Annotated in this window: 12 protein-coding genes and 1 tRNA gene; 7 read left to right on the plus strand and 6 right to left on the minus strand. The window is 29.1% G+C overall.

The window, feature by feature from the left end:
- Window positions 1-8: 8 nt before the first annotated feature.
- From BWR22_RS09335 to BWR22_RS09360, 6 genes are all read left to right on the plus strand, one after another.
- Complete coding sequence (locus BWR22_RS09335; RefSeq protein ID WP_076733418.1) at window positions 9-440, plus strand: DUF2452 domain-containing protein; 432 nt, start codon at window positions 9-11, stop codon at window positions 438-440.
- A gap of 23 nt (window positions 441-463) precedes the next feature.
- The gene (locus BWR22_RS09340; protein WP_076733419.1) at window positions 464-1,798 is read left to right on the plus strand and encodes an exonuclease domain-containing protein; all 1,335 of its coding nucleotides are present in this window, start codon (window positions 464-466) and stop codon (window positions 1,796-1,798) included.
- An 80-nt stretch (window positions 1,799-1,878) separates the two neighbouring features.
- The gene (locus BWR22_RS09345) at window positions 1,879-2,661 is read left to right on the plus strand and encodes a DUF3108 domain-containing protein (protein WP_076733420.1); all 783 of its coding nucleotides are present in this window, start codon (window positions 1,879-1,881) and stop codon (window positions 2,659-2,661) included.
- 4 nt (window positions 2,662-2,665) lie between these two features.
- On the plus strand, window positions 2,666-2,995 hold the full coding sequence (locus BWR22_RS09350; protein ID WP_076733421.1) for an FUSC family protein: 330 nt from the start codon (window positions 2,666-2,668) through the stop codon (window positions 2,993-2,995).
- Window positions 2,996-3,047: 52 nt separating this feature from the next.
- Window positions 3,048-4,085, plus strand: a complete 1,038-nt coding sequence (locus BWR22_RS09355; RefSeq protein ID WP_076733422.1) for a M28 family metallopeptidase — start codon at window positions 3,048-3,050, stop codon at window positions 4,083-4,085.
- A gap of 84 nt (window positions 4,086-4,169) precedes the next feature.
- Window positions 4,170-5,729 carry a M28 family peptidase gene (locus BWR22_RS09360; protein ID WP_076733423.1) on the plus strand — a complete coding sequence of 520 codons (1,560 nt, stop codon included), beginning with the start codon at window positions 4,170-4,172 and terminating at the stop codon, window positions 5,727-5,729.
- 61 nt (window positions 5,730-5,790) lie between these two features.
- Here BWR22_RS09360 and BWR22_RS09365 read toward each other — a convergent pair.
- From BWR22_RS09365 to BWR22_RS09380, 4 genes are all read right to left on the minus strand, one after another.
- Window positions 5,791-5,866 (minus strand) — tRNA-His (locus tag BWR22_RS09365).
- A gap of 96 nt (window positions 5,867-5,962) precedes the next feature.
- Entirely contained in the window at window positions 5,963-6,679 is a 717-nt protein-coding gene (gene bshB1, locus BWR22_RS09370) for a bacillithiol biosynthesis deacetylase BshB1 (RefSeq protein ID WP_076733424.1), read from the minus strand.
- 10 nt (window positions 6,680-6,689) lie between these two features.
- Complete coding sequence (gene rlmF, locus BWR22_RS09375) at window positions 6,690-7,586, minus strand: 23S rRNA (adenine(1618)-N(6))-methyltransferase RlmF (RefSeq protein ID WP_076733425.1); 897 nt, start codon at window positions 7,584-7,586, stop codon at window positions 6,690-6,692.
- A gap of 4 nt (window positions 7,587-7,590) precedes the next feature.
- Window positions 7,591-8,739, minus strand: a complete 1,149-nt coding sequence (locus tag BWR22_RS09380; protein WP_076733426.1) for a trans-sulfuration enzyme family protein — start codon at window positions 8,737-8,739, stop codon at window positions 7,591-7,593.
- A 138-nt stretch (window positions 8,740-8,877) separates the two neighbouring features.
- Between BWR22_RS09380 and BWR22_RS09385 the strand changes: the two genes are divergently transcribed.
- Window positions 8,878-9,249 (plus strand): hypothetical protein, encoded by a 372-nt coding sequence (locus BWR22_RS09385; protein WP_076733427.1) that lies wholly within the window; start codon window positions 8,878-8,880, stop codon window positions 9,247-9,249.
- A 62-nt stretch (window positions 9,250-9,311) separates the two neighbouring features.
- On the opposite strand, the gene mscL is transcribed toward BWR22_RS09385, so the two are convergent.
- Both mscL and ccsA read right to left on the minus strand, forming a co-directional pair.
- Complete coding sequence (gene mscL / locus BWR22_RS09390) at window positions 9,312-9,764, minus strand: large conductance mechanosensitive channel protein MscL (RefSeq protein WP_076733428.1); 453 nt, start codon at window positions 9,762-9,764, stop codon at window positions 9,312-9,314.
- 362 nt (window positions 9,765-10,126) lie between these two features.
- Window positions 10,127-13,435 (minus strand): cytochrome c biogenesis protein, encoded by a 3,309-nt coding sequence (gene ccsA, locus BWR22_RS09400; protein WP_076733430.1) that lies wholly within the window; start codon window positions 13,433-13,435, stop codon window positions 10,127-10,129.
- Window positions 13,436-13,519: the final 84 nt, after the last annotated feature.

The raw sequence follows: 13,519 nt of genomic DNA on the forward strand, positions 1-13,519 counted from the left end.
AAGAAAAAATGTCTGATTCAAAAAAACCAGATAACGTTGTTTTTAACCAAGAAACACAACAATATGATGCTGCTTTAAAACCGTATGCTACAAATGTTGGCGCTCCTGCAATACACGTTAAAGAAAATATAACCTGGAAAAATAAAAATGTTATTAAAGCTAATAAACAATTAAAAGCTAGGTATTTAGAAATTAAAGCCGAGTACGATAAAATAATTGAAGAATTAGAATACAATAACCTAGTTTATAATGCTAAATTTAATTTTGAACCAATTCTTGGTGAAACCTATCACCTCTATAAAGACAAAAATGGACAGCCCTTTTTATCTATAATCTCGCCTACAGAATGTAATTTTAATTTTATAGGTAGTTTTTATTTAACATCAGAACACATGTGGAAAAAAATTGATACTACAACAAATAAACTAAGAGAAGAATAATTAATTTCTAGCTAAAAAACACATTGCATTACACAATAATAGACGTTGAAACTTCTGGAAGAACCAATCGTATTACCGAAATTTCGGTGTTTAAATACGATGGAAATAAAGTTATAGATGAGTTTACTTCTCTTGTAAACCCAAACTGCTATATACCAGAACACATTACTGCTTTAACAGGAATAGATAACGGCACTGTAGCAAATGCTCCAGAATTTCATGAAATAGCACAGCAAGTTTTAGAAATTACTAAAGACACCATTTTTGTTGCCCATAATGTTAATTTCGACTATAACGTAATTAGAAACGAATTTAAGTCTATTAATATAGATTTTACAAGAAAAAAATTATGTACCGTAAGACTTAGTCGTAAACTTTTACCTGGCCATAAAAGCTATAGTTTAGGAAAACTTTCTAAAGATTTAAACATAAATATAAATGGAAGACACAGAGCGCGTGGCGATGCAGAAGCAACAGTTACGTTATTTAAAAAATTACAAGCTCAAGACAATGCAGAGAATGTTTTTAGTAATTTTTTAAATAAAAATAGTAAAGAAGCTACCTTACCTCCTAACTTACCAAAAGAAGTTTTTAATGCATTACCAAATGCTACAGGTATTTATTATTTTAAAAATAAAAAAAACGAAATAATTTACGTTGGTAAAGCTAAAAACATAAAAAAAAGAGTGCTTAGTCATTTTTACAGTAAAGCACAAAAAAGCTTAAATATGGTTCGTGAAACTAGAGACATAGATTTTGAACTCTCTGGTAGCGAACTTATTGCTTTATTAATGGAAGATGCAGCCATAAAACAACATTTTCCACAGTATAATAAAGTAGCAAAACGAGCACCAAAAGGTTTTTCTCTTTTTAGTTATCAAGACAGAAATAACATTATGCATATTGCTATTAATAATAGCAAAGCAACACCAAATCCTATAATTACGTTCTACAGCTTACGCGAAGCAAGATTATTTTTAGAACGTATTTGCGAACAATTTAATCTTTGTCCTAAATTTTGCCATTTACAAGAAGGTGTTAGTGAATGTTCTCACTTTTCTATTAAAAACTGTAAGGGCATTTGTAAAGGCAATGAAGATGTAAACATATATAACGAACGAGTTACTAATGCAATATGTGAAATTGTAAATGATAGTCAAGATAAAATTTTAAAAGAAAAAGGTAGAAATGATAATGAAGAAGCCTTTGTAATTATAAAAAACGGAACATACCTAGGCTACGGTTTTATAGATAAAAACGAACAAATTACACACGAGGATGAACTTGAAAATTATCTAATAAAACAAAAAGATAATAGCGATGTACAAGGTATTTTACGCAGTGTACTTTTAAAATAATTATTAAATAAAATATAAACACAATATTTTCGGCATAATTAGTGTTTACTATTTTTATCTTTGAACTTTAAATAGTCTTTATGAAACAATTATTTTTATTTCTAGCCATTATTTTTTCGTTACACATTAACGCTCAAAACAATGCCTTTCAAGCTAATGAAAAATTAACATTTACTGCAGGTTATAATATGTCTGGTTTAATGACAGATTTTGCTGAAGTAACTATGGAAACTAGCAGTGTAAAAACTAAAAACTCTACACTTTTACGTTTAAAATGTAAAGCCACTACTTACACAAAATGGGACAATTTTTTTAAAATTAGAGATCTTTACGAGAGTTATGTAAACCCAAAAACATTAACTCCATATTTATTTAAACGCGATATAGATGAAGGCGGACATTATAAATTTGTAAAATATAATTTTAACCATAAAAATAATACAGTTAAAAGCTTAATTAGGCAAAAAAGTAAAAACTTCGAATCTGGCTTTTGGGATAGAAATAACACTGTAAGAATAAACGGAAATACTAAAGACATAGTAACAACCATTTATCATTTAAGAAGCTTAGACATAAAAAAAGCATCTGTAGGAGACAGTGATACATTTACCGTGCTATTTGATAATAAGGAAACTAAATTTAGATTTACATATATTGCAAAAGAAACCATTAATACAGCTTTAGGTAAAAAAGAATGTTATAAATTACGTATAAATCTTACTAATAATGATGCCTTAAAAGGTAATAGTAACTATTTATGGTTAACTGCAGATGAGAATAAAATTCCAGTATATGCTAAATTTAAAGTAGCATTTGGAAATGGAGAATTAAAAATTAAAAACGCAACAGGTTTAAAAAATTAAAACAATGAGATTTTTATTTATCAGTTTAGGTTTAATTAGTGCTATTCTAGCTGTAGTACTAGCGGTTTTACCATTATACAATTTCGCTTTTTTTCCTGCAATTGCAGCTTTAATTTTCGGAATTATAGCATTTTTTAAAGGAAAAAAAGAAAATAAACCCAAACATACAGTTCAATTAATATTTTTACTTACCATTATATCTTTAGCTTTAGCAAGTTTTAAAAGTGTTACCACAACTACCGAAGTTGGCGATACAGAACAGTTAGAACAAAGAGAAGAAAACTCACTTGAAGACTCTATAGAAGAATTAGAGGATATTGATATTTCAGAATAATGTAATTTATTGTAGGAAATTATTTATATTTAGATTTATAAATATATTTAAAATGAAAGCTTTAATCATCGCTTCTGCTTTTTTAATTGTTGGCTCTTGTTCAGAAACAAAATATAGCACAAAAATTGAAGATTTAGAACATAGTGTAGAAATTATAGACAAGGAACTTGTACTTGAATATTCAAAAACAATAACTCCTCAAGATTTAAAAAGCAGATTAGATATTTTTTGCTCAGAAGAATTTCAAGGCAGAGCTACCGGTAAACAAGGACAAAAAAAAGCATCAAATTATTTAAGAAGTTTTTACAAAGAAAAAAACATTGCACCTAAAGTTAACGACTCTACTTACTACCAAACCATACCCGAAGATTTTTTGCCAAAAGGTATGGGAGCATCAGAAAACGTTTTAGCTTATATAAAAGGAAGTCAATATCCAGAAGAAGTATTAATTATTTCTGGTCATTTAGATCACTTAGGTATTAAAAACGATGCTATTTTTTTTGGAGCAGATGATAATGGCTCTGGTACTGTTGCCATTACAGAAATTGCAGAGGCTTTTAAACTTGCAGAACAACAAGGCCACTCTCCTAAAAGAAGTATTTTATTTTTGCATCTTACTGCCGAAGAAATTGGCTTACAAGGTTCTAAATTTTATATAGAAAATCCTGTTTTTAATTTAGATAAAACAATAGCTAATTTAAATATAGACATGATTGGGCGTGTAGATGATAAGCACGAAAACAATACAGATTATATTTATTTAATTGGAGCAGATAGAATAAGTAAAGAATTACACTATATTTCTGCAAAAACAGCACAAACATTCACAAATTTAGAACTAGATTATAAATATAATAGCGAAAATGATAAAAATCGCTATTATTACAGAAGCGACCATTACAATTTTGCTAAAAAAAACATTCCTGTTATTTTCTATTTTAATGGTGAACATAAAGATTACCATAAACCAACAGATACTCCAGAAAAAATAAATTATCCATTATTGGCAAAACGCGCAAAACTAATTTTTGCAACAGCATGGCAATTGGCCAATAGAAAAGATTTTTTAATTAAAAATGAAGACATCTAAAGTTTTCTAAATAAAATACAACAAATTAAGTTGACAATTATATTTCTCGTATTTTTACTTTATAATTAAATTATAAAACTAAAAATGAAAAAAATATTTTACTTCTTTTCTCTTTCTGCTTTAATTGTAGCCTGTTCTACTTCTAAAAGCAATACATCAACTAATAATATTAATAAAGTACCGGCAAACCCAACTACTTATGCAGAAACTATAACTGCAGAAAACTTAAAAAAAGAACTTTATATTTATGCTGGAGACGAGTTTAAAGGTCGTGAAACAGGCGAAGAAGGACAAAAAATGGCAGTGGAGTTTATAAAGCAACATTATATAGAAAGTGCTATACCTGCAGCAAAAAGCGATGGAAACTATTTTCAAGATGTACCACTAGAAATAATGTCTGCTCCAGAAGTAATGTTAACTGTTAACAATAAAACTTATAAAAATTTAGACGATTTTGTTTCAATTTCATCATCTAAAAACACAAACTTAAACACTAGCGAATTTGTTTATGCTGGTTTTGGTATAGATGACGATAACTACTCTAACTATAAAAATTTAGATGTTAAAGATAAAGTTGTAGTAATTCGTTCTGGAGAGCCTAAAAATACAGATGGTAGCTATATAATTTCGGGAACAAATGAAAGCTCTAAATGGTCTAATATGCGCCAATCTTTTGCATTAAAAAAAGAAGTTGCCCAAAATAAAGGTGCAAAAGCGTTACTATATTATTACCCAGAAGTCTATGCAATGGCTGTAAATCGTTTTGGGCGTTCTAGTGGTAGAATGTCTTTAGCTAATGGAGGTGACGATATGTTATACATGTTAATTAATTTAGACTTGGCTAAAACTTTAGTAAAAGATATTGAAACTAAAGAAGAAGCGTCTGCTTTAAAAGCTAATATTAAAATTGATTATAAAAATAATTCTGAAAAAATAAATTCTGAAAATGTTGCAGCAATTATTAAAGGAAGTGAAAAGCCTAATGAGTACATTATTATCTCTGCACATTTAGACCATGAAGGTGTTAAAAATGGTGAAATTTATAATGGTGCAGACGATGATGGTTCAGGAACAGTTGCTGTTATAGAAATAGCTAAAGCATTTGCTAAAGCAAAAAAAGAAGGTAACGGTCCTAAACGCTCTATCGTTTTTTTAAATGTTACTGCAGAAGAAAAAGGCCTACTAGGTTCTAGACATTATACAGATAATGATCCTATTTTTCCGTTAGCAAATACTGTTGCAAATTTAAATATAGATATGATTGGTCGTACAGATCCTAATCGTGAAAAGAAAAACAGAAACTACCTTTACCTTATAGGTAGCGATAGGCTAAGTACAGAGTTACATAATATCTCTGAGGCAGTGAACACGAAATACATGAATATTGATTTAGATTATAAATTTAATGAAGAAAATGATCCTAACCGTTATTACTTTAGAAGCGATCACTATAACTTTGCTAAAAACAATATTCCTGTAATATTTTACTTTAACGGAACTCATGAAGATTACCATAAACCAGGAGACACACCAGATAAAATTCAATACGATTTATTAGAAAACAGAACACGCTTAATTTTTTATACAGCATGGGAATTGGCTAATAGAGAGGCTAGAATTACTGTAGATAAAGCAACAGAATAAAAAACACAAACTTATATATACAAAAAAAGCCTTCAATAAAAATTGAAGGCTTTTTGCTTTTGGGTGGAAGACCGGGTTCGAACCGGCGACTTTCGGTACCACAAACCGACGCTCTAACCAGCTGAGCTACAACCACCATTTGTGCGCATTTTGTAATGCGTGTGCAAATGTAAATTAATTCCTATTTACTACAAAGCCTTTTCATTAAAATTTTATGCATTTTTTTGTTTTTTTTACTTTAAATCAAATAAGCTATTAACAGCTATATAGCGTTCTACAGTGAATCCTTCGGCGTAATCTACTCCTACTAAGCGACCTAGGTCTCTTGCTCTATAATTTACACTATCTATAAAACTTTTACTAGTTATAGGTGTTTCTGGCTCGTTACTTTTACTATTAAAAAATTGCGTTTGATAAGCATCTACAGCTTTTTGTTTTATATTCATATAATTAGAAATATCTACAACAAAATCTGGCTCAATATTTTTCCATTGTATGTAATGGTAAACATGTTTTGGCCTCCATTTTTCTTGATTTATACCATTATGCATAGTTTCAATCTTTAATAATCCACTTAAAAAACATGCGTCACTTACAAGTTTACTTCCTTTTCCGTGGTCTATATGCCTATCATCAATTGCATTACAAAGCACTATTTCTGGCTTATATTTTCTAAGCATTTTAATTATTTCTAATTGGTGCTCTTTATTATTAACAAAAAAACCATCTGCAAAACCTAAATTTTCTCTAACAGATAATCCTAAAATTTTAGAAGCATTTTCAGCCTCTATTTTTCTAGTTTCTGCTGTACCTCTAGTTCCTAATTCGCCTTTTGTTAAATCTATTACTCCCACTTTTTTACCTTTGGCAATAGCTTTTGCAATCGTTCCTCCTGCTCCCAACTCTATATCATCTGGATGTGCACCAAAAGCCAGTATATCTAATTTCATTTTTAATGTATTATTTATTGTTTATCCAATTTTGTTGTTCTTTTTCTGTTAAAAATGTCCAAGCTACTACTCTACTTTTTTTATTGCCTTGACTCATTTCTATTACTTTTATTGTTGTTGCTCCAAGTTTTGTTAAAGACTTTTTCATTGACTTAATATTATCTTTATTAGAGACTAAACTTGTATACCAAAAACATTGTGTTTTAAATAAAGAACTTTCATATAAATAAGTGTGTAAAAAGGCTTTTTCTCCTCCTTTAAAACATAATTCATGTGCTTGACCTGCAAAGTTTCTTGTTACGGAATCTGTAAGCTTACCTAAACCTTTTAATTTTCTTGTTGTAGCCTCGAAAGCTTCAGCTTCATCTTTATAAAACGGAGGATTACAAATAGATACAGAAAATTTACTATTAGAATTAATTATTCCTTTAAAAACATTATCTGTATTAGGTTGATGCTTTAACTTAATAACTCCTTTAATCTTATTTTTTATAATTATTTTTTCTGCGGAAGCTATAGACTTTTTATTACAGTCTGTTGCTACAAAATTCCAATTATACTCTGCATTACCAAGTAAAGGATATATACAAGATGCTCCTGTTCCTATATCTAAAACTGTAATATTATTTTTGATATTTGATGTGTTAAGTAAACTCGAAATATGATGAATATAATCAATACGACCAGGAATTGGAGGACACAAATTTGTATCCGGAAATTCCCAAAAATCTATATTATAATATGTTTTTATTAGTGCAGTGTTTAAAGCTTTTACCGCCTTAGCATCGGCGAAATCAATGGTTTTTTTTTCGTATTTATTTTCAAAAACATAAGATTCAAGACTAGGAAAACTTTCTATTAGTTTTTTAAAATCGTAATCTTTTTGATGCTTATTTTTTTTATGCAAAATATTATAATTGTTTTAAGGCTTGGTTTATATCATTTTTTAAATCTTTTACAGATTCTATACCTACTGAAAATCTAATTAAACCATCGGTTATGCCTATAGCATCACGTTCTTCTTGACTTAATAATGAATGAGATGTTTGAGCAGGACTTAAAACCGTGCTCTCCACTCCTGCTAAACTCATGGATGCTTTTATTAATTTTAAAGCTTTTTGAAATTTTACAGAATCTAAGTCGTCTTTAAGCTCAAAAGAAAGCATAGCTCCAAAACCATGCATTTGCGATTTTGCTAACTTATGTTCTGGATGGTTTTTTAAACCTGGATAAAAAACATTTTTAACTGCATCGTTTTTTTCTAACCACTTTGCCATTTTATAAGCATTTTTGGTTTGTTTTTCTACACGTAGTCCCATTGTTTTCATGCTACGTTCTAACATCCATACAGTAAAGTCGCTTAAACTACCTCCCAAATTTTTAGAGACATTCCATATTTTATCCATATGTTCTTTAGAACCTGCAACTGCACCTGCACAAATGTCGCTATGTCCTCCAAAATATTTTGTTGCCGAGTGCATTATTAAATCTACTCCAAAATCTCCAGGTGTTTGGTTTATAGAACTTGCAAACGTATTATCTATACTTGTAATTATACCTTCCTTTTTTCCTAAATCTGCAACAGCTTTAATATTTGTAATGGTTAATAAAGGATTAGAAGGAGTTTCAATATGAATTAATTTGGTATTTGGTTTTATAGCTGCTTCAAAATCTGAAACATTATAACCGTTAGTAAATGTAAATTCTATATTTAGCTTTGGGAATTCTTCTCTAATAAAATTACTTGTTCCTCCATAAATTGTATTTTGTACTACAATATGATCTCCTGCTTTTAAAAAAGCTAAAAACATATGACTAATAGCTGCCATACCCGAACCAAATATCATAGCCATTTCTTTACCTTCTAAAGCAGCTATTTTTTTAGATAAATATTCTTGATTTGGTGTATTAAAATAACGCGGATAACGTTTAATATCGACATCTAAAAATTCGTAAGAACTTGATAAATAAATAGGTGATACTGCACCTTTAAATTGTTCGTCTTTAATTTCGCCTACATGCGCGCAAATGGTATTTAAACCTAATTTCTTTTTACTCATAATGTAAAGATAGTAATTGTAAAGATTAAGATTAAAAAGTAATCTATAAAGATATTATTATTCTTAAAAAATGTTAAAAATCAATGGTTTAACAAGCCATTAACGCAAAAATTAAATGTCTGGTTGTATTTTAGAAACATGATACACACGGAAAAAAAAGAAAACGCGGCATTTATTAAGGAATCTGTTAACTACTTAGAAAACTTAGGTTTTGAAAATATTAAGGCAGATGTAGAAGGTTACGAGGCTCCAAAATCTTACGTAAAACAAGATGGTGACATAAAAATAACTCCAGATATAACTGCCACTAGGAGAACAAAAAAATATTATTTTGAAATTGGTTTAAAAAGTGATAAACCTCGCTTATTAAAATCGAAATGGCGTTTTCTTGATGTGTTAAGTAGGATGAATGATAATAGATTTAGAATTATTACAACACGTGGCCACTATAAGTTTACTAATGATGTTTTAAACGATTTAAATTTAAATAAAACACTAATTAAAATATAATTACTTTATATTTTGATTAGAAATGAAACAGCGTATGACGTTCCACTACATATGCTGTTTTTTTAGTCCTTTACTTTAGATTTTAATATTTTATTTTGCTCTGCCATAAGCTCGTTTAAATCTGTAAGCAATTGTATGTCTTTTGGAGTTTTAACAGTTTTGTCTTTAGGATCTTGAGATTTATTCTTTAACCTATTCATGGCTTTTACAACAACAAATACTGTTATTCCAATAATCATAAAATCTAATAAGGCTTCAAATAACGCACCATATTCTATAGCGACTTCTGCAGTGGTAACTTTCTCTGTTTCGTCTAAAACTGCATTTCTAAGTATTATTTTTTTATCTTGAAATTTAATGCCATCTGTCATTAAAGATAATGGAGGCATAAATACTTTTTTTACCAATACATCAATAACTTTATTAAAGGAAGCTCCTATAATAATACCTATTGCCATATCCATCATATTACCTTTTACGGCAAACTCTTTAAACTCCTTAAAAAATGCTTTCATGTAATAAAACTAATTAATGATTATTTTTTAAATTTTTTATTATAAATTCTTATCATAGCTATAGCCCAACATATTACACAAAATGCTATAAAAATCGAGAAATATAATATAAAGCTATTTGGATCCATTATCTATCAGCTTTAAAAATATCATTAATCCTAAAATTGTAGGTACCCACAATCCCAAAAATATACCGTGAATTTCATTTCCTGTTAAAAACAAATATTCAGCAACTAGAATTATAATTAAGCAAAGTATTAACATTAAAATGTTATGTAAACCAATACGCTTAAAATAATTCATTCTTTATTGTTTTAATTAGAAAGTCTAATTTAACAATTAAAAATTAGAATTAAAAAATATTATTTTTTATAAAACTTAGCGTACATTCTATACGAAAGAACAGCAAGTATAGTAACACATACAACAGCAACTGCTATATATTTATAACTTAAATCTTGTCCTGATTGGTAAGAATGTAAACCTGATAAATAAAAGTTTACACCAAAATAAGTGAAAATAATAAACGAAAGTGCAACTATAGACATTAAATTAAACAACCATCTGCCACGTAATCCAGGTACTAATCTGGCGTGTATTACAAAAGCATAAATCATTATACTAATAAGTGCCCATGTTTCTTTCGGGTCCCATCCCCAATAACGTCCCCAACTCTCGTTAGCCCACATACCACCAAGAAAGTTTCCAATAGTAAGCATAACTAATCCAACAGTTAAAGACATTTCGTTTATAATAGTAAGCTCTTTAATATTTAAGAGCATTTTTTCTTTATTTTCTTTTGTGGTTAAAATCATGAGTATTAAAACAGTTACTCCCAAGATCATAGATAGTGTAAATGGTCCATAACTAGCTACAATAACTGCAACATGAATCATTAACCAATAACTATCTAAAACTGGTGGTAAATTTGCAATAGCAGGATCCATCCAACTTAAATGAGCTACCATTAACAACATAGATGTTACAAAAGCTGCTGCTGCAGTTGTTAAGTCTGAACTATGGTTACCGCCCAATAAACTTGAAAATACAGTTTTTAAATTTCTGTTTGAGGTTGCTGAAAGCATTAAACCAAATAACATTGTAGCCCAAGCTACATAAATCATAGATTCGTAACCATCACTCCAAGGTGCGTGACCAGATATATACCATCTTAAAATTAAACCTAGAGTATGTAATAAAAAGGATAATAGTATTAAGGCCTTTAAAGCTACTATTAGTGCTTTAATAGTCTTACTCTTATCCTTAAATATTTGTACAATTAATAATATAAATAATAAGGCTCCAAATAGCATATATGCATAATGAAGATTTTTAAATATATCATATTTATTATATAAAATCTCGGTTTGAATTTTTTCGTCGGTAAGCATAACTTCGCCACCAAGTTTTTGTTGATTTCTTTTAAAAGCTTCTAAAATTTTATCTGCTTCTTTAAAATCTCCAGATTGTTTTGCACTATTTAAACGATATAAATAAAGATTAAAACTTTGATTTATAAAGCTTTGATACATAGTGTCTTTTATCTTTTCTTTATAATGTCCTGTTCTATACTCGTTAGCAGAAACCCATTTATTATTCTCGTCTTCTGGTATAGGAAATATTTTAAGCGAATTTCCTTGTACTGTATTATGTAATAAATTTACACGCTGATCTGCCTCTATAAATTCCTTTTGGTATCCATTTGGAGCTAGTGCTTTGTATGCATCATTTAAATATGGTGCTAGTTTGTATTCTCCTCTATTAGTAAAGAAATGACTTAATGTGGCATAACCATCAGATTTATCTACTCCTATAATTTTTCTAAGCGAATCGTCTTTTTTAGATTTTAAATAGATAATTGGAACGTTATACCAAAACTGAGGACTCTCGTGTACAGATAGAAATACTTGATCTGCTGTAAAGCCTTCGTAAGTATCACTTTTACTTAGTTTTCTTAAAAATTCTGAAGCATAAGTATTTACAGGCATCATTCTTCCTCCAACGTCTTGTATAACTAAACGTCCAAACTTATCTGCTTCTTTTTTAGGCACTATATTAGCTCTTAAAATAGAATCTACAGCATTCTTATTTTCTTCGTATGTATAATTATCGTGTTCTACAATAGGCTCTTGTGCTTCTGTTGTGTTTACAGGTTCCTGAGCATGATTGTGTCCATCTCCTTCAAAATGTTCGTTTTGAGCAAATCCTGTTAAAGTAAAGCATAAAATAAAAATAGAAATAAATTTCTTCTTTTTGTCTTTAACTTTATCTAACGCTCTCTTTAAATCGGCAAAACGTGTGTTTTTATTAAATAGAATAGCCATTAAACCAAAATAAAGTAACATATATCCTAAATAAGTTATCCAGGTTCCCCAACGATCATGGTTTACAGAAAGTCTTGTTAAAGTTTCATTATTATCGAAACCTGCTTGAAAAAAACGATATCCTCTATGGTCTAAAACGTTATTCATAAAAATTTTATAATCAAAATCGCCTTCTTCTTTGTCTATAACTGTAATAGCACTAGAGAAAGCAGAATAACTATTCTCTGTTCCTGGATATTTTTCGGCAACAAAGTCGTTTAATTTAATATCGAATGGCAACTCTAAAAGTTTTGCTCCAAATCTAAAATCAATATCTAAACCACCAACATTTACACGCTCCCATTGGTTACTTGTTCCCATACCACCAAGTAATTTTACTTGTTTAGTATCGTTATTTGCTGTAACATTTAAAACAATTCCATCTTCGTCACTTTTTAATAATTGAGATTTTTTTACAATATCAAAATGACCTTTTATAACTGGTTTAGGAAATACCATTTGCATATTACCAATAACGTATCTTGAACGTAACATTAAAGGCTGAATACTATCTTTTATTAATTTACCTTCGGCCATAGTTGCCATTTGTAAATATTCACCTTCAAAAGGAGAGTCTATAGTTATTCCATTTTCATCATTAATAATATTTATAGCTCCCTTTTTTGGATTATTTAGAGTAAATATAATGTTGTGTATCATCTGGTCTTCACCAGATTTTAAAAAATGATTATGTGGCGCTCCATTTCCTGCTTCTACAATTTTTAAATATTCTTCACCATCTTCACTTGGAATAATATCTTTTTCGGCATTAGCAATAAACTTTTCTAAAGTAACATTAATAGGAATTGTATCGTATGTTGTATTAATAGAAAGTTTATTATTCAATCTTTCTGAAAAATCAACTTCTTTTTCAATTCTAAGACGTTGCGCAACTCCATCAATTTTATAATCACCATTTACCAAACCTAAAACATAAATTTTTTGAGATAAAAATGTGTTTTCGGTTTCACCTTCTTGAATTGGCATCATACCTTCATACCCAATATATCTTGTAATAAATGCTCCTATAAAAATAAATATAAATGCTAGGTGAAGTATTAATGTGGCCCATTTTTCTTTTTTAAATAATCTAAATCTAAAAATGTTTCCAACAAAATTAATTACAAAAAACACCATAATACCTTCAAACCACCAAGTGTTATATATTAAGGTACGAGAGTAAGGTGTTGGCGAAGTTTCTTGTCCTGCATCCATAAATGTTCCTACAATCATCGCTGCTGCGAAAACAATAAATAATACGGCTGTTAAACGTGTAGAAAAAAGGATTTTTGCTAGTCTATTTTGCATAATAATAAGGCTGTATTTAGCTCGTGCAAAGATAGTCCTTTTTGTTTATTTTATTTAGCAGATATTTGAGTAATTATTGTTAAA

This window comes from Lacinutrix venerupis (assembly GCF_001971745.1).
GTDB classification, from domain to species: Bacteria; Bacteroidota; Bacteroidia; order Flavobacteriales; family Flavobacteriaceae; genus Lacinutrix; species Lacinutrix venerupis.